This is a genomic window from Micropruina sp. (genome assembly GCF_047607385.1).
In the GTDB taxonomy this organism is placed as follows: domain Bacteria; phylum Actinomycetota; class Actinomycetes; order Propionibacteriales; family Propionibacteriaceae; genus Micropruina.
Genome location: NZ_JASGDE010000075.1, coordinates 1 through 18444, shown reverse-complemented (window position 1 = coordinate 18444; position 18444 = coordinate 1). Strand labels below are relative to the sequence as shown.

The following is an 18444-nucleotide window of genomic DNA, read 5'->3' as shown; positions in this document are numbered from 1 at the left end:
CGACTAGGCCCTCCCTAATCAGTTCTGCCCTCCCGTCGACGGGAGGGCAGAACTGATTAGGGAGGGCCTAGGGGGCAGATCCGGGCGTTAGGGGTCAGACCCGGGCGGCGATGGCGTCCCCGACCTCGACGGTGGAGCGCTTGGCGGAACCGCGCTCGGCGACGTCGGCGTCCACCGCGGCGTCGATCCGGGCGGCGTCGTCACGGCGTCCGAGGTGGTCCAGCAGCAGGGCCATGGACGAGATGGTCGCGGTCGGGTCGGCGATGCCCTGGCCGGCGATATCGGGGGCCGAGCCGTGCACCGGCTCGAACATGGACGGGAACGCGCCGGAGGGGTTGATGTTGGCCGATGCCGCCAGCCCGATGCCACCGGTCACAGCAGCGGCCAGGTCGGTGACGATGTCGCCGAACAGGTTGTCGGTGACGATCACGTCGAAGCGCTGCGGATCCTGGACCAGCATGATCATGGTGGCGTCGACATGCAGGTAGTCGGTGGTCACCTCGGGGTACTCGGCCGCGACCGCGGTGAAGATCCGGTTCCACAGCCCGCCGGCGTTCACCAGCACGTTGTGCTTGTGCACCAGGGTGACCTTCTTGCGCCGCCGCATGGCCCGCTCGAAGGCGTCCCGGACGACCCGCTCGACGCCGCGCGCGGTGTTCACCGAGACCTCGTTGGCGACCTCGAACGCGGTGCCGGTCTGCATCGAGCCGCCGACCCCGCAGTAGAGACCCTCGGTGCCCTCGCGGACCACGACGAAGTCGATCGGGCCGCGGGCGACCACGGCGTCCGACAGCGGAGTGACCACGCCGGGGTAGAGCTTGGACGGCCGCAGGTTGACGTAGTGGTCGAAGGCGAACCGCAGCTTCAGCAGCAGGCCGCGCTCCAGCAGCCCGGACGGGATCGCCTTCGAGCCGGGAGCGGCACCGACCGCGCCGAGGATCAGGGCGTCGGCCTGGGCGAGCTCGGCCAGCACCGAGTCGGGCAGCACCTCGCCGGTGCGCTGCCAGCGCTCGGCGCCCAGGTCGTAGTGGGTGAAGTCGAAGGCGTCCGCGCCAACGGTGGCGTTGAGCACCTTCAGACCCTCGGCGACGACCTCCGGACCGATCCCGTCACCGGGGATCACAGCGATGTTCTGCGGCATGGTGTCACTGTAGAAGTCCGCTCACTGGCTGAGACGCGCGTCTCAGGGAACCCACCGTTGGTCTCGACAAGCTCGATCGGCGGTTACTCCGGCTGCCGGTCGGCGATCTCCATGCCGATCCGGTGCGCCCCGTAGGTCATGCCCATGCCGCTGAACCAGCTGGACAGCGCCGTGGCGAGCCGGCCCAGCGTGCCGAAGCTGCGGTGACCCTTGGTGTGCACCAGTTCGGCGCCACCCGGCGCCGGCCGGATCTCGAACCGGTCGTAGCGCAGCGGCTGGCCGGCGTACGGTCCGTCCGTCATCTCGTGGATCCAGGTGATCACGTCGGCCTCGCCCTCGCGACGCCGGGTGTGGTGGACGCGCAGGGTCATCGACTTGCGGCCGCGGCTGTGCCGGATGGTCTCCCCGTCGTCGCTGACCTGGGCCTGTTTCGGGTCGTAGGCCCAAGTCGCCAGCAGGTCCGGGTCGGCGATCGCGTCCGCGACCGCATCGGACGGCGAGGACAGGTAGTGGCGGATGCGCTGCGCCCACGCGGGCGGCGGCAACAGGCCGGGGTCGGCCGCCACGCGCTCGACGGCGTCCGGCTCGCTCGGCGCGGCGGCCAGCTCGAACGTCAGCTCGTCGGGGTCGACGCCGTCGGCGAGCAGCAGCCGCCGGACCACCCCGGACGGCTCGGCGATCAACGCGGACAAGGCGGCGCCGGTCCCGTCCTTGAGCTTTGCGTGGTTGACCAGGTCGGTGGCCCGTCCGGTGGCGCGCCACTCGGTGAAGTCGAGATCCCGGGCGGCCCGCGGCGACGGCAGGACGTCCGCGGCACCGTCCAGACCGAGGGCGCTCAGATCGTCGGCCAGCGATTCCTGGACGCGCTGCCGTGCCGAGGTGAGGGAGACCCCGTGGCGTCCGAGGACGCGCGCGGCCTTGCCGCCGACGGCCAGCAGGCCGAGGTAGAGGTGATCGACGTCGATCTCCGCGGTGCGGGTGCGGGCGGCTTCGAGGTGGGCGGCGCCGGTCCACCGGCTGGTGAGCAGCGTGCTCATCGGTTCTTCCTTCCCTGGAGGTCGGCCGCGACGCGGCGCGCGTACTTCTTGTGGACCGCCTGCCGGGTGACGCCGAGCGCGGCGGCGATCTCGGGCCAGCCGTGCCCGGCCCGCAGCGCCTCCTCGACCTGGGTCAGTTCGAGCATGTCGGCCACCCGGCGCAGTGACGCCACCGCGCGCAGCCCGGCCATCGGGTCACTGGTGTCGGACGCGGTACGCGCCACCTCGACTGCGATCATGTGAGCAACTTAGGTTGACGAGCGCATTCTTGTCAACCCAGGTTGCTCGCTTGCTCGGACGATGCCCGCTCAGGCCGCGACGCGGACCGGATCGTGTCAGTATTCTGCGGCCATGTCCTTGACCTTTCCGCTGACCGCCACCAGTACCCCCGCGTCCGCCGAGCGGATCGCCGAGATCCACGCCGATCCGGGCTTCGGGGTGTATTTCACCGACCATATGGCGGTGGCGACCTGGTGGCAGGGCTCCGGTTGGGGAGAGGACGCCGTGCAGCCCTACGGACCGTTCCAGCTGGACCCGTCCACCGCCGTATTGCACTACGCCCAGGAGGTGTTCGAGGGGCTCAAGGCCTATCGGCACGCCGACGGCTCGATCTGGCTGTTCCGTCCCGAGCGGAACGCGGCGCGGCTGCAGGCGTCCGCCCGCCGGCTGATGCTGCCCGAACTGCCGGTCGAGGACTTCCTCACCTCGGTCGAGCAGCTGGTCAAGGCGGACGCCGTCTGGACGCCGGACGCCGACGGCGGCGAGGCCAGCCTGTACCTGCGGCCGTTCATGTTCGCCAACGAGTCGTTCCTCGGCGTCCGCGCCGCGCAGATGGTGACCTATGCGGTGATCGCCAGCCCGGTCGGCCCGTACTTCTCCGGCGGCGTCAAGCCGGTGAACATCTGGGTCACCGACGAGTACAGCCGGGCCGGCAAGGGCGGCACCGGGGCGGCGAAGTGCGGCGGCAACTACGCCTCCTCGCTGATCGCCCAGTACGAAGGGGCCGAGCACGGCTGCTCGCAGGTGCTGTTCGCCGACGCCGGCAGCGGGGTGAACACCGAGGAACTGGGCGGGATGAACCTGGTGGTGGTGACCTCCGACGGCGAACTGATCACCCCGGCGCTGACCGGGACCATCCTCGACGGGGTGACCCGGGATTCGATCCTGACCGTGGCCGCCGATCTCGGCCTGCGTCCGGTGCAGCGCACCATCCCGCTGGCGGAGATCTTCGACCGGGTGGACTCCGGCGAGATCGTGGAGGCGTTCGCCTGCGGCACCGCCGCCGTGCTCACCCCGGTGGCCGAGTTCCGCTCCCGGCAGGGCAACCACGTGGTCGGCAGCGAGCCGGGGGAGCGGACCATGCAGATCCGCTCCGCGATCCTGGACATCCAGTACGGCCGGGCCGCCGACACCCACGGCTGGCTGCGCCGGGTGGTCTGAGGGGAGTCCCTCGCCGGCTGGACTCGTCGACCTCAACCACCGTTGGTCGAGCGTGTCGAAACATCTTTGTCAGGGAAGCGCTGATTTTCGCTGGTCGAGCTTGTCGAGACCGCTCTGGCAACGGGTTTCGACAAGCTCAACCAGCGAGAGGCCGCATTGATCAGCGCTTCCTCAGCGCAGGCCCTGGGGTCTCGACAAGCTCGACCAACGGGTTCGACCACGCGTCCCGGCGATCAGGACGCCGGCCAGCACCGCCGCCAGCCCCGCCCACTGCGGGGCGGTGAGGGTCTCACCGAGCACCAGCACGCCGAGGGCTGCGGCGGTGATCGGCTCGGCCAGTCCCAGGGTCACCGCGGTCGCGGCCGACAGCGTGCGCAGCGCCGTGCCCATCAGCAGATAGGCGGCCACCACGGTGACCGGGCCCAGCCAGGCGGCCATCACCAGGCCGCGCGGCTCGGCCAGCCAGCCCAGGTCGGTGAACGGCAGGATGGTCGCGGCGATCAATCCGCTGGTGCCGAGCAGCGCCGTGGTCGAGATCAGCGCATGCACCCCGCGGCGCAGCAGCACGGCCGCGGCCACCGCATACCCGGCGTAGGACGCGCCGGCCACCACCGAGGCCAGCAACCCGAGCGGGTCGAGCGCACCGACCGAGCCGAGCACCCCCGAGAGCAGCACCAGCCCGGCCACCGCGACCGCGGTGGCCAGCAGCCACCGCCGCGACGGACGCGTCCCGCCCAGCCACTCGAACAGGCCGGCGAACAGCGGGCTGCAGCCGAGCGCGATGACGGTGCCGACGGCCACCCCGTTGGCCCGGGTGCCGGCGAAGAAGGTGGCCTGGAAGGCCATGATCGCGGCGCCGCCGAGCAGCACCCAGCCGAGCTTGGCCGACGGACGTGGCAGCCGGACGCCCTCCCGGCGCAACCAGCCGACCAGGCCGATGAGGGCCAGCAGCAGGCCGCCGCTGAACTGCCGGGCGGCGCCGACGCTGAGCGGATCCATCCCCTCGGGGCCGAGCGCCTGGGCGGTGCCGGTGGTGCCGAACAGGACGCCCGCGCCGACCATCAGCACCGAGGCCGTGGCCGCGCTCGGCGGACGGCTCGGTGACGCGGCGGGCAGTTCCGGCCTCAGCCGACGGCGGCGACGGCCGCGTCGTAGTCGGGCTCGTCGCTGGTGTTCTCGGTGACCTGGAGGTGCCGGACGATGCCGTCGGGGCCGGCCACGATCACCGTCCGGGCCAGCAGTCCGCGCATCGGGCCCTCGGTGAGGCTCAGCCCGTAGTCCTGGCCGAAGCTGGACCGGAACGCCGAGGTGACCACGACGTCCTCGATGCCCTCGGCGCCACAGAACCGGCCGAGCGCGAACGGGAGGTCCTGCGAGACGCAGAGCACCGTGGTGTCGGGCAGCCCGGCGGCCAGCTCGTTGAACCGGCGGACGCTGAGCGCGCAGACCCGGGTGTCCACGCTGGGGAAGATGTTGAACACCAGGGTCCGGCCCGCGTACGCGTCCAGCGACACGTCGGTCAGGTCGGGCAGGGTCAACGTGAACGGCAGCAGCGGGGCGCCGACGGCGGGCGGGTCACCGGCGGTCGCGATCGGAACGCCTCGGGCGATAGTGATGGCCATGCCCCTGTAGTAGCCGGGTTCGCCGATCCCGGTCAAACCGGACGCCCCGCCGCCATCCCGATCCGGCGTCCCGGTCCGGCGTGGCGATCGAGCGTCCGGTGCGTCGGTCTCCGTCCCGATCGAGCGTCCGGGGCAGTTGTCCGGGGCGTCGGTCCCCGTCCCGATCCGGCGTGCGGCGTCCCGGATCCGGCGTCCGGGCGTGGAATCAGGTCTCAGTGCCTGAGATCGCCGGGAGGGGGTTGCGCCGGGCGGCACACTCGATTGGTTGTCGCGCCTGGCGACGCCGATCCACACACGAACGAGGGCACAATGTCGAGCTTTCCTGTCGCACCGGACACCTTCCATGTCTACGACACCACCCTGCGGGATGGTGCGCAGCAGGAGGGCCTGCAGTTGACGGTGGCGGACAAGCTGCGAATCGCGAAGCACCTCGACGAGCTGGGCGTCGACTTCATCGAGGGCGGCTGGCCCGGGGCGAACCCGAATGACACGGCCTTCTTCGCCGCCGCGGCCGACGGCGAACTCCAGCTCAACCACGCCGTGCTGGCCGCTTTCGGCTTCACCCGCCGGGTCGGCACCAGTGCCGCCGAGGATCCGATGGTGCAGGCCCTGCTCGACTCCCGCGCTCCGGTGGTCTGCATCGTCGCCAAGAGCCACTCCGAGCACGTCTTCCGGGCCCTGCACACCACCCTGGAGGAGAACCTGGAGATGATCCGGGACACCGTCAGCCATCTGGTGGCGGCCGGACGCCGGGTGTTCGTCGACTGCGAGCACTTCTTCGACGGCTACCGGGTGAACCCGTCCTACGCGCTGGAGTGCGTCCGTGCGGCGGCGGACGCCGGCGCCGAGGTGGCGGTGCTGTGCGACACCAACGGCGGCATGCTGCCCTCGCAGATGGGCGACGTGGTGACCGCGGCCAGCGCCATCGGCATCGATCTGGGCGTGCACTGCCACAACGACACCGGCTGTGCGGTGGCCAACACGATGGCCGCGGTGGACGCCGGCGTGATGCACATCCAGGGCACCGTCAACGGACACGGCGAACGCACCGGCAACGCCAACATCATCACCCTGATCGCCAACCTGCAGCTCAAATACGGCTGGTCGCTGGTGCCGGAGGCGGCGCTGCGGGACGCCACCCGGATCAGCCACGCCATCGCCGGGGTGACCAACGTGCCGCCGAACAGCAAGCAGCCCTACGTCGGCTTCTCGGCGTTCGCGCACAAGGCCGGGCTGCACGCGTCCGCGATCAAGGTGGACGCCAACCTCTACCAGCACATCGACCCCACCCTGGTCGGCAACGACATGCGGATGCTGGTCTCCGACATGGCCGGACGCGCCAACATCCAGCTCAAGGGCGAGGAACTGGGCTACGACCTGTCCGATCGCGAGCTGGCCGGCCGGATCACCGACACGGTCAAGAAGCGCGAGATGGACGGCTACAGCTACGAGTCGGCGGACGCCAGCTTCGAGCTGCTGCTGCGCGGCGAGCTGGGCATGGCCGACGACTTCTTCGAGGTGCTCACCTGGCGGGTCTTCACCGGTCATGAGGTGAAGCCGGAGGGCGATTCGGAGGCGACGGTCAAGCTGCGGGCGCGCGGCGAGACACTGTCCTATGTGGGGGAGGGCCACGGCCCGCTGAACGCCCTGGACATGGCGTTGCGGACGGCGCTCAAGCAGCTCTACCCGCACGTGGACGACTTCGAGCTCACCGACTACCGGGTGCGGATCCTGGACCAGGGCCACGGCACCGACGCCATCGTCCGGACGCTGATCGACACCACCGACGGGGAGCGCACCTGGACCACGGTCGGGGTGGGCACCAATGTGATCGAGGCCAGCTGGGAGGCGCTGTACGACGCCTACCGCTGGGGGCTGACCAAGCACAACTGAGCGGCCGGACCGGGCGGCGCCCCCGGACAAGGCCCTCCCTAACTATCTGCGCCCTCCCATCTGCGGGAGGGCGCAGATAGTTAGGCAGGGCCTTGTCGGCGGGTGCTCCGGTGGCGCCATAGGATCGGCCCATGACCGAGCCGAACGCGCACCTACGGGTCGGCACCGCCGAGCGGGACGCCGCCGTCGCCGAACTGGAACGGGCCGCCGCCGACGGCAAGCTGAGCCCGGACGAGCTGGCGGAACGCATCGAGTTGGCGCGTGCCGCCCGCACCTACGGCGACCTGAACGCCTTGCTGGCCGATCTGCGTCCGCCCGCGGCGAACCGGCCGGCGCCGACCGTCCAGTTGCAGCAGGTGGAGCCCTATCCGGCGGCGCCGGTGTATCAGCGTGCTCCGGGTCCGCCGGCCACCACGCGACCGGGCTACGTGCCGTCCGATCCGCTGGTGCTCAGCGCCGGCTTCACCGGTGCCAAGCGCGCCGGACCGTGGGAGGTGCCGCCCTTCCTGCAGGTGCAGGCGCTGGCCGACAACGTCCGGCTGGACTGCCTGCAGGCGACCTGCGCGAGCGAGGTGATCGACCTCGAGGTGCTGCCCGGTGCGGGCACGGTGGTGGTGATCGTCCCGGAAGGCTGGGGCGTGTTGTGCGACCGGCTCGGCAAGACCTGGGGCTCGATCAAGTCCACGGTGCCCAGCCAGGCGGCGTGGGGCAACCCGTTGATCGTGGCGCGCGGATCGATCGGCCTGGGCACCTTCAAGGCCCGCGGCGCGAACTGGTTCGACCGCCGGCGACTCGGCCAAGACCGCTGATCCCGGCCCCCACTGAACGCTCGCCTAACTATTTGCCGCTCGCTGAGTTCAGCGAGCCCGAAATAGTTAGGGGAGCGCTTGGTGGGGCGGCGACCGTCAGGCCGGACGGCTCACTTGGCCGGAGCGAGGATGACGCTGGCGCCCGCGTCGATGAAGTCGGCGTCCTGGTCGTCGAACCACTGGCCGTTCTCGCCCAGGTAGCGGAAGGCGACGATGTAGTCGGACGGCAGGGTCACGGTGGCGCTCATGGTGCCGTTGGAGCGCTTCTTCAGCGGGGCGGCGCCGGGGGTCCAGTCGTTGAAGTTGCCCACCACGGAGACCTTGCCGGCGGGGTGATCGGACGGCAGGGCGAAGGTGATCTTGCGGGTGGCGGACTTCCGGGAGCCGGTCAGCTTCAGCATCGGGGTTTCAAGCCTTTCACAGTCGTGCAGAGGGGTTTCTCAGTGGGCACCGAGAAGGGGGGGAAGACTGCCCGCAACAAGTCTGGCAGCTATTAGTCAATGTGACTATTTCGGGCGTGTCCGGCCAGGGAGCCGAGGGTGCCCCCGGTACCGTGGCTCGATTGGCGATGTCGAGATCACTCTGCGATGGAGCGAAGCTGGCCCGATTTCGGGTCGTGACGCGACATCGGCGAGCTTTCCATCGATCGGACGGCGATGTCGAGATCACTGGCCTGCGGGGAAGCGGTCGCGAACCTCAGTCGATCCGCTCCAGCACCAGCGGCTGCTCCGGCACCGCCTCGTCGCCGATCTGCCAGCCGCCGGCCAGCGCCTGCTCGGCGCGGTCGAACCGCTCCGGGGTGTCGGTGAGCAGGGTGAACAGCGGCTGCCCGGCGCTCACCGGCTCACCCACACCGGCATGCCAGCGGACGCCGGCCGCGGCCTGCACCGGATCCTCCTTGCGCGCCCGTCCGGCACCCAGCCGCCAGGCGGCGACGCCGACCGCGAGGGCGTCCAGCCTGGTCAGCACGCCGTCCCGGGGTGCCTCGATCACCCGCTGGTGCCGGGCCTGCGGCAGTGGGGCGTCCGGATCGCCGCCCTGGCCGCGGATCATCGCCCGCCACACCTGCAGCGCCCGTCCGGAGCGCAGTGCCTCGGCCGGGTCGGCGTCGATGCCGGCCAGGGTCAGCATCTCCCGGGCCAGGGTGAGGGTCAGCTCGACCACATCGGACGGCCCGCCGCCGCTCAGCACCTCGACCGCCTGGGCGACCTCGACCGCGTTCCCGGCGGCCCGGCCCAGCGGCGTCCCCATCCAGGTCACGTAGGCCACCGTCGCCACCCCCGCAGCCCGGCCCAGACCGACCATGGTGCGGGCCAGTTCGACCGCCTGTTCCCGCTCGCGCATGAACGCGCCCGAGCCTGTCTTGACGTCCAGCACCAGCGCTGGGGTTCCCTCGGCGATCTTCTTGCTCATGATCGACGACGCGATCAGCGGGATCGACTCCACCGTGCCGGTGACGTCGCGCAGCGCGTACAGCTTCTTGTCGGCCGGCGCCAGCCCGGGACCGGGGGAGCAGATCACCGCACCCACCTCGTCCAGCAGCCGAAGCAGCTCCTCGGGCGCCAGATCGGCGCGCCAGCCGGGGATCGACTCCAGCTTGTCCAGGGTGCCGCCGGTGTGGCCCAGGCCGCGTCCGGACAACTGCGGGACGGCCGCGCCGCAGGCGGCCACGATCGGGGCCAGCGGCAGGGTGACCATGTCGCCGACGCCGCCGGTGGAGTGCTTGTCGACCACCGGACGGCGCAGCCCGGAGAAGTCCATCCGCTCGCCGCTGTCGATCATCGCCCGGGTCCAGGTGCTCAGCTCGGCGGCGTCCAGGCCGCGCAGGACGATCGCCATGGCCAGGGCGGCCATCTGCTCATCGCCCACCCTGCCGGCGGTGTAGGCGTCGATCAGCCAGTCGATCTCGGCGTCGCCGAGTCGCCCGCCGTCCCGCTTGGTTCTGATCAGGTCGACCATGTCGAAGGCGTTGCCCATGCCGCCGAGTATGGCAATCCGGGCGGGCCGGGGACAGACCACTAGGCTGCCGCCATGCGCATCGCCCGTTATGTCGCCTACGGCGGCGAACCCAGATACGGCATCGTCGAACTGCCCGAGGACGCCGGCGACCATCCCGACACCGTGGCCACCATCAGCGGCGACCCGCTGGCCGGGCCGGTCAATTACACCGGTGAGCGATACGCCCTGGACGACGTCCGGCTGGTCAGCCCGGTGATCCCGCGCAGCAAGGTGGTCGCCATCGGCAAGAACTACGCCGCGCATGCCGCCGAGTTCAACTCGACGGTGCCCGCCGAGCCGCTGGTCTTCCTGAAGCCGAACACCTCGGTGATCGGGCCGGGCGAGCCGATCGTCTACCCGCCGGAGACCTCCGATCTGCACTTCGAGGGCGAGCTGGCCATCGTGATCGGACGGATCTGCCGCCGGGTGCCGGCGGAGCGGGCCGCCGAGGTGATCTTCGGCTACACCGTCGCCAACGACGTCACCTGCCGCGACCTGCAGGCCAAGGACCGGCAGTGGAGCCGGGCCAAGGGCTACGACTCGTTCTGCCCGCTGGGCCCGTGGATCACCACCCACCTGAGCCCGGACGACGCCGGCGACCTGCACCTGACCACCACGCTGAACGGTGAGCCGCGGCAGGACTCGGAGACCTCCCTGATGGTCTACCCGATCCCGCGGCTGATCGAGTTCATCACCAGCTTCACCACCCTGCTGCCCGGCGACGTGATCCTGACCGGGACGCCGAACGGGGTCGGCCCGATGCTGCCCGGGGATTCGGTGTCGGTGAGCATCGACGGGCTCGGCACGCTGACCAACCCGGTCGTGGCGGAGGACTGAGGTGGCCGAATCCGCGACCGGATCCTGGGTCGACCGCTATGTGACCGAATCGACGCCCACCGGCGCCCGGTACGACGAGATCCTGCTGGGCAGCCTGGACCGCCCGAAGCTGCGCTCGACGGCCGGCATCGTGACCGCGATCCTGCTGTACTTCCTCTTCGCCCAGCTCGTCGCCCAGTTGATGGCCTGGCTGGGCTGGGTGGTGCTGAACCCGGGTGGCAGCTACCCCGACTGGCTGCGCTCGATCAGCCGGTTCGAGATCCCCTGGGGGATGCTGTCCGGCCACCTGGCGCTGGCCACGCTGATTCCGATCAGCCTGGCGGTGGTGCTGTTCGTCCATCACCGGCGTCCGGAGCTGCTCGCCTCGGTGCGGCCCTGGTTCCGCTGGCGCTACCTGGCGATCAGCATGGTGCTGGCCTTCCTGCTGTTCAACCTGATGCTCTTCGCCCGCCAGCTGGGCCAGCCGTTCCCGGCCCTGCAGCCGCAGCCCGACTACTGGGTCTTCCTGGTGGTGATCCTGCTCACCTCGCCGCTGCAGGCGGCGGCGGAGGAGTTCTTCTTCCGCGGCTACATGCTGCAGTCGTTCAACACCCTGGCGTCGCGCAGTCCGCTGTTCGGGGTGGTCTGTTCGGCGGCCCTGTTCGCGCTCTTCCACGGCACCCAGAACCTGCCGCTGTTCCTGGACCGGTTCGCCTTCGGCGTGCTGGTCGGCGTGCTGGTGGTCCGGACCGGGGGACTGGAGGCGGCGATCGGGGCGCACGTGGTCAACAACCTGATGGCGTTCAGCTACGCCGGGCTGTATTCGACGATCGCCCAGGTCAAGGCGACCCAGGTGATCGGCTGGATCGATCTGGCCTGGGACCTGGGCGGATTCGCGGTCTTCACCGTGCTGGCCATCCTGATCGGACGCCGGATGCAGCTGGCGGTGACCACCCCGGGGAGGCGAACCTTGGACGGCGTCGACCCCTGGGAGCAGCGTCCCTGAGCCTTGCGGCGGCGGCCTGGATTTGTAGCCGGACCGGAAGATTCGGTAACGTTGCTCCTCGCTGGCCGGTTGCGGCCAGCGATGGGGTATGGGGTAATTGGCAGCCCGCCGGATTCTGGTTCCGTCAGTCTAGGTTCGAGTCCTAGTACCCCAGCGCAGAGGATTCGCCGGAGCTGCGCTGGCTTTGGTAGTCTTCCGCAGGTCGCTCGATGCGACCGCTAGGGCCCCGTTGTGTAGCGGCCTAGCACGCCGCCCTCTCAAGGCGGTAGCGCGGGTTCGAATCCCGTCGGGGCTGCAACAGCGAAAGAACCCCCTCTGACGAGGGGGTTCTTTCGCGTTCCGAGGAGATTCCCGCGGAGCCTCCGGTCGGGTGGGCGGGACGGCGTCAGCCGGCGTTCACCCGCTGCCGGAAGGCGGCCGCGGCCCGGAAGCCGGGGGTGCGCCGTTCGGCGATCGCGATCGGCTCGCCGCTGCGCGGGTCGCGGCCGGTGCGGGCCGATCGGCGCCGGGCCTCGAAGACCCCGAAGCCGGCCAGGTTGACCGGCTCGCCGTCGGCGACCTCGGCCGCGATCAGGTCCAGGACGGCGGCGACGCTGTCGTGGGCTGCGCTCAGGTTCAGCCCGGTGCGGGCGGCGACGGCGGCCGCGAGTTCCTTGGTGTTCATGTCTCTCCTGTTCGAGGGCCCCGTGCCGGGGCGGTTGGGTGCGAGGTGGCGCGGTGCCGCGGGGGTGGCCGGCGGCGCAGGGGTGGGACGGTCAGGCCGACCAGCGTGCGGGCAGCCCGCGGACCGGTCCGAGCCAGGGCTCCAGGCCGTCGTGGCCGACCTCCCAGTAGGGGCCGCGCTCGGCGAGCTCGGCATCGGTCAGCAGGCAGCAGCGGAACGCCTCGACCAGGGCGTCCCGGTTGCCGTCGATGCCGACCACCACGATCCGGGTCAGCGGACCGGCATGGTCCCAGTGGTCGGCCGGGCCGATGCTGACCATGCCGCCGGCGCCGTCCCACTGGCAGATCTGGGTGGGTCGGCTGGGCAGCCAGAAGCAGCCTCGGGAGCGGTGCCGTCCGCGGCCGAGGCGCTCGATGTGTTCCTGCAGCCGGTCGGGGTGGAACGGACGGTCGGAGCGCAGATCCAGCCGCCACCAGGACTCGCCGCCCTGATCGGGCAGCGGTTCCCGACGGACGATCTGCACCCAGTCCTCGCTGTGGTCGTGCTGGTGGATCCCGGCCAGCAGCTCCGCGCCGTCCACCTCGGCGGTCGATCCGACGATCGCGGCGTCCGGGCGGGCGATCGCCGCGATCAGCTCCCGGGTGTCCGCGCCGAGGCCATGCGCCACGATCAGGTCGGCGTACTCCACCATCGCCGACGCCGTCTCGGCCACCCCTCGCAGGTCGTCCTCGCGGACCGGCAGCTCGCGCTCGACGAGCAGGTCCGCGCCGAACAGGTCGTCGCGGGCGGTGTCGCTGTCCAGCGCCGCCACGGTGGCCGCGATCCGCAGGTGCGGCGCGGCGTCCGGCTGATAGCCGATCACCCGGCAGACCTGGGTGGCCTCGGCCGTGACCGGGAGCTGCGCGATCACCGCGCCCCAGCTGCCGCAGGCCGCCAGCCGCTCCAGGGTGGGCACCACGTCCTCGCGGATCGCGCAGCTGACGCAGGCGTGCTCGACGTCCAGCTCGACCCGTTCGATCAGGCCGTCGGCGTCCGAGACGGTGCGGATCAGCACCTCGCGGGCCGGGTCGATCTCGTGCCGCACCACCACCGCGGACGGCAGGTCCCACTGCAGGCCGACGGTGACCGCGGACATCGCGCCGTCGGCGACGCCGCCGACCAGGATCACCGGCACCCGTCCGATGCCGCTCATCGGCCGCCCGCCTTGCCTCGCCCGTAGCGCCGGTTGAAGCGGTCCACCCGGCCCTCGGTGTCCAGCACCCGGTCGCGGCCGGTCCAGAACGGATGGCTGGCGCTGGAGATCTCGACGTCGACCAGCGGGTAGGTGGCGCCCTGGTACTCGATGGTGCGCTCGGTCGCCACGGTGGAGCGGGTCAGCAGGGTCAGCCCCGCGGATTTGTCGCGGAAGACCACCGGACGGTACTCGGGGTGCGTATTCGGTTTCATGGCCTGATACTCTAGTTGAGAATGAATACCAATACCAAACGTGATCGGCGTGAACGAGGAGGCTGTGCATGGCGCGCAGATGTCAGGTAACCGGTGCCGCACCGGGGTTCGGTAACCGGGTGTCGCACTCGCACCGGCGAACCAAGCGGCGCTTCGACGTCAACGTCCAGGTCAAGCACTACTGGGTGCCCAGCCTGGGACGCCGGGTGACGCTGCGGGTCAGCCCACGCGGCATCCGGACCATCGACCGGCGCGGCATCGACGTCGTCGTCGCCGAACTGCTCCAGCGAGGGGAGAAACTCTGATGGCCAAGCCGGGCAAGGAACTGCGGCCGATCGTGAAGCTGCGGTCGTCGGCGGGCACCGGGTACACCTACGTGACCCGGAAGAACCGCCGCAACGACCCCGAGCGGATGGTGCTGCGCAAGTACGACCCGATCGTCCGCCGGCACGTCGAGTTCAAGGAAGCCCGCTGATCAGCTTCAAGGAGGCTCGCTGATCAGCGCCGCTCGTCCTGGACGGTGACCAGGGGCGAGTCGAGGTCCGGTTCCGGCAGGAAGCCGGCGCCCTCGGCCCGCTCAAGCAGCCGCTCGGCGAGCAGCGCGGCCCCGGACGTCGCCAGCCCGAGCACCGCGACGTCCCGGACGCGGGCGCGGCCGCCGAACAGCGCGACCGACACCCCCGTCCCGACCCACACCGAGGTGCAGGCGAAGCAGTCCATCACTCCGGCCAGCGGGGTGCCGTCCACGGCGCGGCGCAGCCGCACCACCAGCTGGCCGGGACCGTCCTCGCTGACCAGCAGCCGGCTCACCCGCCAGGTGGCCAGTGCGCCGACCGCGAGGCCGGCCAGGACGCCGAGCGGCTGCCGGCCGGATCGTCCGACCCGGCCGGCAGCGTCCCGGCCGGCAGCGTCCCGGTCGGCAGCGTCCTGGTCGCAGGGCATCAGCCGACCCGCTCGAAGAAGCCGGTCCGCAGCAGCCGCACCGCGTCGCGGGGATCGACCGCGATCACCGGTGCCTGGGCCGACACCTGATAGCGGGTCCGGGTCACCGGCCCGTCCACCGCGGCGGTGACCCGGCGCCGCCAGCGCAGCCGTACCGGCGTCCGAGCGGACGCCGCGACTCCCGCCGGCGGGGTTCCCGCCGAGAGCCGCAACGCCGTCCGATTGCTGCCGCAGCAACTCATCTCACACCCCGATCCCGAGCGTCATCTCGCTGACGTTGCGCACCCACTGGGTGCAGTTCTCCAGGGTCCGCTTGCCGGCCTCCAGGCGCAGCAGGTAGCAGCACGGCACCGGGAAGGCACGGCCGGTGGGAATCCGCAGCCGGAACACGCCACCGCGCCAGACCGGACGCGGCGCCCCGCCGGCCAGCGCGCCGGCGTAGTCGCTGGCGTCCGGACCGCCGCTGATGCAGGTCAGGCTGCCGGCGGCCAGCAGGTCGACGACGCCGGAGTTGCCGTAGTGGCTGGTCAGGGTGAACCAGCCCAGGTGGCCGTCCGGGTCGGTGACCTCGAACTCGATCTCGGTGACGCTGCCGCGCTCGGGACCGATGGTGTCGCAGGGCGCGACCTCCTTGCCGTCGACCAGCACCGCACGGATGTGGGTGTCCGGCTCCACGGTGCAGAGGTGGACGCCGCCGCAGTTGTGGCTGGGATCGTGGCCCAGCGCGGTGATCGCCCGGTTGTCGATCACCAGCACGCAGGACGCCTGGGTTTCGCGGTCGCACCCCCGCACCGGCTCGGGACCCTTGAAATCCTCGGGTCCGGTCTTGACGAACTGCACCACCCGGAGCAGCTGCCGGCCGTCGGGCAGCTTGGTGGAATCCAGCGACAGCAGCAGGTCGTGGTTGACCGACAACCAGTACCGGCCGCCGCCCGGCGACCAGTCGCCGTAGTGGGTGTCCTCGAAGTGCCGCCGGGTCTCGAAGACCTGGTAGGCGCCCACGGTGATCGGTGCGAACAGCTCGCCGCCGACGATCGGGCCGGGGAACAGCTGCCAGTACCGGGAGAACGCGGCGGAGGCGCCGGCCGGCAGCGGCAGCCAGCTGGCGCCGCCGTCGGTGGAGTGCTCGAAGGCGTAGTAGTCGACGCCGATCAGGTCGCTGGGGTTCTGCCGGATCGGCACGTTCCCGCCGAACGGGATGTCGAGCGCCTGGTCGACGCCGTCGGTGTAGGTGATCAGATAGCCCTCGACGTCGGACGGGGCGGCCGGGGCGCCGTCGTTGCCGGCGACGCGATGCATGGGCTGGTTGCACACCGAATCCAGGATCAGGCAGTCCTGCTCGGGCGGCACCGGCAGGCAGCAGGCGTCCGAGGTGGCCACCAGGGTGACCTCCAGCTGGTCCGGGACGTCCCACCGGGTCTGGTTGACGCCCTCGTGCAGCACGCTCACCGGGCCGAGCCCGCAGTCCTGGACGGCGCGGAAGACCAGGTCGGGCCGGCAGTCCCGCCAGGGCGACCAGGGCAGCCAGGGCCAGATCGCCAGCCGCTCCAGTTCCGGGGCGGCCGGCAGCAGCTTCACCAGCTGGTCGCGGACCTTGTCCACGGTGGCCGGGTCGAGTTCGCTGAGCGGTTGCCGGGCGATCGCCGCCAGTTCGCGGTCCTGCCGTTGCAGCAGCCCGGCGAAGGTGCTCAGCGAGGGCAGCGCGGTGGGCGGCTCCAGCCGGATCTCGGGGAACTGGTCCATCACCGTGCCGACCTGGGCGGCCAGGGTGTCGTCCAGCACCCAGGGACGGACCCGGAACCACCACCACCAGGGATAGCTGCCGCAGCACCAGCGGAAGGTCATGCTGAACGAGCCGTCCGGCTCGGTCGTGGTGCAGGCGATCTCGTCGCGGCTGGTCCAGATGAACCAGCGGTCGATGTCGTCCACGCAGACCCGGGCGCCGGGGACGCCGCGGCCGTCCGGGCAGACCAGGCGGCCCTTGATCGTGATGGTGCGACACCAGCGCCGCCACCAGCCCCAGTGGAACGGGCCGATCTTGATCGGTGCCAGGGTGACCTTCTGCAGGTCGTCCCACATCCGGCTGGGCACGCTGACGCCGAGCGTCTCGGCGTCCAGGATCTGGTGGTCGTCGGCCTCGGCCGGGCCGATCGCGAGCTTGAGGCGTCCGGGGTCGGACGGGAAGGTCAGTTCGGCGTCGCTGCGGTCCCGGTCGCCGAGGGCGACGACGATGCTGCTGGTACTGCCGTCCGCCGTGCGGGCGACCACCTTCACCTTGTCGTCGGCGGTCAGGCCGGACAGTTCGCGGTGATCCAGCGGCACGGTCAGGACGAACGGATCGTGGGTTGCCATGGTGGCTCCTTGTTGCGGCGGGGCCGGTTGCCCCGTTCTGGCTGAGGAGGGGACCGGCGCGGCGCCGCGATACCGCGGGCGTGGCGGTAGAACTGCGCCCCGGGCAGAACTACGTAGGGCAGTCGGCTCCGTCCGGCGGTCCGGTGAGCCGGGTCGGGCGGGTCGGGTTCGGCGGGTCGGGTTCGGTGGGCCGGGTCTGGTGGGGCGTCGGGCTCGGGCAGAGTGGGGCGGTGGACATCGTCACCCTGCAGCGGCACTGCGCCCGGACCTGGCCCGGGCTGGAACAGAGCCGGCTGGCGGAGGCGCTGGATCGCGTGGTGGCCTGGTACGCCGAGCGGGGGTTGGCGCCGCGGCTGCAGCTGCCCGCGCGGCTGCCGGAGGCGTCCGGGGCCGAGGCCGGGACGGAGCTGCTGCCGGAGGTCGCCGCCTGGTGCGACGCCAGGGGCTGGGGCAGCGAGCCGTGGACGCTGGTGATGCTGCGTGCGGCCGGGCCGTCCGGCGTCGGTGTCGGCGTCCCGGGTGTCGAGTTGCGCTGGTCGGATCGGCCGGACGACGACTGGCTGACCCTCTACCACCGGGCCGGGGCGCAGTTGCCGGACGCCGCCCGCCGGGTGATCGCCGCCGCGCCGGCCCAGTACCTGTCGGTCCGGGTGGACGGTGGGCTGGCCGGGATCGGACGGGTCGCGCCGGCCGGGGAGGTCGCGGTGCTGACCGCGATCGAGGTGGCCGCCCGGTGCCGGCGGCGCGGCTTCGGCACGCTGATCACCGAGACGCTGGCCGCGCGCGGCGTCCGGGATGGGGCGCGGTTCAGCGCGTTGCAGGTGTTCGCCGACAACACCGCCGCCGTGGCCCTGTACCGGCGGCTCGGCTTCGTTGCCGATCATCGCTACCGGTACCGCTCGCCGGCGTCCTGACCGCGGCGTCCTCACCGCGGCGCGGGTCCGGGGAGGTGCCGACTTCGTCGGCCGAGCTCGTCCCGGTCTCTCCGGCTGCGGTTCGGCCAGCGACCGTTGTCCGAGTCTGCCGGGGAACGGTTTCCTGCCTTGTCACAGGGCCGCGTCCGGGGCGATGCGGGGCTTTGTCGTCGGGGCAGCTAGAATGCGCTGGATCAATTTTTCTGGAGGACCGTGGTGACCACACCCCACTTCCCACTGACCGCCCTCGATCAGCCCACGCCGGCGCCTCGTCGGCGTCCGCTGGTGCTGGCGGCCGGTGCCGCCGTCGCGGCCCTGGCGCTGCTCGGAGGCTGCGCGGCCACCACGCCGGCGGGTGCGCCGT

At 71.3% G+C, this 18444-nt stretch carries 21 protein-coding genes and 2 tRNA genes; 10 read left to right on the top strand and 13 right to left on the bottom strand.

Going from position 1 to position 18444, the window contains the following annotated elements; all coding sequences use genetic code 11:
* Nucleotides 1-94: 94 nt before the first annotated feature.
* The 3 genes from QM582_RS06795 to QM582_RS06785 all read right to left on the bottom strand — a co-directional run bounded on the left by QM582_RS06795 (nucleotide 95) and on the right by QM582_RS06785 (nucleotide 2417).
* The gene (locus tag QM582_RS06795) at nucleotides 95-1141 is read right to left on the bottom strand and encodes a 3-isopropylmalate dehydrogenase (protein WP_415082916.1); all 1047 of its coding nucleotides are present in this window, start codon (nucleotides 1139-1141) and stop codon (nucleotides 95-97) included.
* A gap of 83 nt (nucleotides 1142-1224) precedes the next feature.
* Complete coding sequence (locus QM582_RS06790; RefSeq protein WP_415082914.1) at nucleotides 1225-2178, bottom strand: Clp protease N-terminal domain-containing protein; 954 nt, start codon at nucleotides 2176-2178, stop codon at nucleotides 1225-1227.
* Nucleotides 2175-2417, bottom strand: a complete 243-nt coding sequence (locus QM582_RS06785; protein WP_415082912.1) for a hypothetical protein — start codon at nucleotides 2415-2417, stop codon at nucleotides 2175-2177. Before QM582_RS06785 ends, QM582_RS06790 begins: the two co-directional genes overlap by 4 nt.
* A gap of 112 nt (nucleotides 2418-2529) precedes the next feature.
* On the opposite strand from QM582_RS06785, the gene QM582_RS06780 reads away from it, so the two are divergent.
* Nucleotides 2530-3618 carry a branched-chain amino acid aminotransferase gene (locus tag QM582_RS06780; RefSeq protein ID WP_415082910.1) on the top strand — a complete coding sequence of 363 codons (1089 nt, stop codon included), beginning with the start codon at nucleotides 2530-2532 and terminating at the stop codon, nucleotides 3616-3618.
* A gap of 171 nt (nucleotides 3619-3789) precedes the next feature.
* Here QM582_RS06780 and QM582_RS06775 read toward each other — a convergent pair whose 3' ends face one another.
* Together QM582_RS06775 and tpx are read right to left on the bottom strand one after the other, a co-directional pair.
* Entirely contained in the window at nucleotides 3790-4680 is an 891-nt protein-coding gene (locus QM582_RS06775; protein WP_415082918.1) for a DMT family transporter, read from the bottom strand.
* A gap of 62 nt (nucleotides 4681-4742) precedes the next feature.
* Nucleotides 4743-5240: a thiol peroxidase gene (gene tpx, locus QM582_RS06770; protein ID WP_415082908.1), complete on the bottom strand. Its 498-nt coding sequence runs from the start codon at nucleotides 5238-5240 to the stop codon at nucleotides 4743-4745.
* A gap of 309 nt (nucleotides 5241-5549) precedes the next feature.
* Between tpx and cimA the strand changes: the two genes are divergently transcribed.
* Together cimA and QM582_RS06760 are read left to right on the top strand one after the other, a co-directional pair.
* Nucleotides 5550-7133 (top strand): citramalate synthase, encoded by a 1584-nt coding sequence (cimA, locus tag QM582_RS06765; RefSeq protein WP_415082905.1) that lies wholly within the window; start codon nucleotides 5550-5552, stop codon nucleotides 7131-7133.
* A gap of 131 nt (nucleotides 7134-7264) precedes the next feature.
* Nucleotides 7265-7942: a DUF1707 SHOCT-like domain-containing protein gene (locus QM582_RS06760; protein WP_415082903.1), complete on the top strand. Its 678-nt coding sequence runs from the start codon at nucleotides 7265-7267 to the stop codon at nucleotides 7940-7942.
* A 110-nt stretch (nucleotides 7943-8052) separates the two neighbouring features.
* On the opposite strand, the gene QM582_RS06755 is transcribed toward QM582_RS06760, so the two are convergent.
* Together QM582_RS06755 and QM582_RS06750 are read right to left on the bottom strand one after the other, a co-directional pair.
* Nucleotides 8053-8343: an isoamylase early set domain-containing protein gene (locus tag QM582_RS06755; protein WP_415082902.1), complete on the bottom strand. Its 291-nt coding sequence runs from the start codon at nucleotides 8341-8343 to the stop codon at nucleotides 8053-8055.
* Nucleotides 8344-8638: 295 nt separating this feature from the next.
* Nucleotides 8639-9919 (bottom strand): thymidine phosphorylase, encoded by a 1281-nt coding sequence (locus QM582_RS06750; RefSeq protein WP_415082900.1) that lies wholly within the window; start codon nucleotides 9917-9919, stop codon nucleotides 8639-8641.
* 54 nt (nucleotides 9920-9973) lie between these two features.
* On the opposite strand from QM582_RS06750, the gene QM582_RS06745 reads away from it, so the two are divergent.
* The 4 genes from QM582_RS06745 (at nucleotide 9974) to QM582_RS06730 (ending at nucleotide 12057) form a co-directional block, all read left to right on the top strand.
* Nucleotides 9974-10777: a fumarylacetoacetate hydrolase family protein gene (locus tag QM582_RS06745; RefSeq protein ID WP_415082898.1), complete on the top strand. Its 804-nt coding sequence runs from the start codon at nucleotides 9974-9976 to the stop codon at nucleotides 10775-10777.
* A 1-nt stretch (nucleotide 10778) separates the two neighbouring features.
* A complete protein-coding gene (locus tag QM582_RS06740) occupies nucleotides 10779-11762 on the top strand; it encodes a lysostaphin resistance A-like protein (protein WP_415082897.1) in 984 nt (327 codons plus the stop codon).
* An 82-nt stretch (nucleotides 11763-11844) separates the two neighbouring features.
* A tRNA-Gln gene (locus QM582_RS06735) sits at nucleotides 11845-11916 on the top strand.
* A gap of 68 nt (nucleotides 11917-11984) precedes the next feature.
* Nucleotides 11985-12057: transfer RNA gene (locus tag QM582_RS06730), tRNA-Glu, on the top strand.
* 90 nt (nucleotides 12058-12147) lie between these two features.
* On the opposite strand, the gene QM582_RS06725 is transcribed toward QM582_RS06730, so the two are convergent.
* From QM582_RS06725 to QM582_RS06715, 3 genes are all read right to left on the bottom strand, one after another.
* Entirely contained in the window at nucleotides 12148-12426 is a 279-nt protein-coding gene (locus tag QM582_RS06725) for an HU family DNA-binding protein (RefSeq protein ID WP_415082895.1), read from the bottom strand.
* A gap of 91 nt (nucleotides 12427-12517) precedes the next feature.
* Complete coding sequence (locus tag QM582_RS06720) at nucleotides 12518-13618, bottom strand: CobW family GTP-binding protein (protein ID WP_415082894.1); 1101 nt, start codon at nucleotides 13616-13618, stop codon at nucleotides 12518-12520.
* Nucleotides 13615-13872: a type B 50S ribosomal protein L31 gene (locus QM582_RS06715; protein WP_415082892.1), complete on the bottom strand. Its 258-nt coding sequence runs from the start codon at nucleotides 13870-13872 to the stop codon at nucleotides 13615-13617. Before QM582_RS06715 ends, QM582_RS06720 begins: the two co-directional genes overlap by 4 nt.
* Before the next feature lie 68 nt (nucleotides 13873-13940).
* Here QM582_RS06715 and rpmB point away from each other — a divergent pair, with 68 nt between their 5' ends.
* Together rpmB and rpmG are read left to right on the top strand one after the other, a co-directional pair.
* Entirely contained in the window at nucleotides 13941-14177 is a 237-nt protein-coding gene (gene rpmB, locus QM582_RS06710) for a 50S ribosomal protein L28 (RefSeq protein WP_415082890.1), read from the top strand.
* Nucleotides 14177-14347 (top strand): 50S ribosomal protein L33, encoded by a 171-nt coding sequence (gene rpmG / locus QM582_RS06705; RefSeq protein ID WP_415082888.1) that lies wholly within the window; start codon nucleotides 14177-14179, stop codon nucleotides 14345-14347. The genes rpmB and rpmG overlap by 1 nt, the downstream gene beginning before the upstream one ends.
* Before the next feature lie 23 nt (nucleotides 14348-14370).
* Here the strand turns inward: rpmG and QM582_RS06700 are convergent, their stop codons facing one another.
* From QM582_RS06700 to QM582_RS06690, 3 genes are read right to left on the bottom strand one after another with little or no spacing between them, the layout of a single operon-like run.
* Entirely contained in the window at nucleotides 14371-14814 is a 444-nt protein-coding gene (locus tag QM582_RS06700) for a hypothetical protein (RefSeq protein WP_415082886.1), read from the bottom strand.
* Nucleotides 14814-15056: a hypothetical protein gene (locus QM582_RS06695; protein WP_415082885.1), complete on the bottom strand. Its 243-nt coding sequence runs from the start codon at nucleotides 15054-15056 to the stop codon at nucleotides 14814-14816. Before QM582_RS06695 ends, QM582_RS06700 begins: the two co-directional genes overlap by 1 nt.
* Before the next feature lies 1 nt (nucleotide 15057).
* Entirely contained in the window at nucleotides 15058-17166 is a 2109-nt protein-coding gene (locus QM582_RS06690) for a hypothetical protein (RefSeq protein WP_415082883.1), read from the bottom strand.
* 80 nt (nucleotides 17167-17246) lie between these two features.
* Here QM582_RS06690 and QM582_RS06685 point away from each other — a divergent pair, with 80 nt between their 5' ends.
* Nucleotides 17247-18080: a GNAT family N-acetyltransferase gene (locus QM582_RS06685; protein WP_415082881.1), complete on the top strand. Its 834-nt coding sequence runs from the start codon at nucleotides 17247-17249 to the stop codon at nucleotides 18078-18080.
* Nucleotides 18081-18444 lie beyond the last annotated feature (364 nt).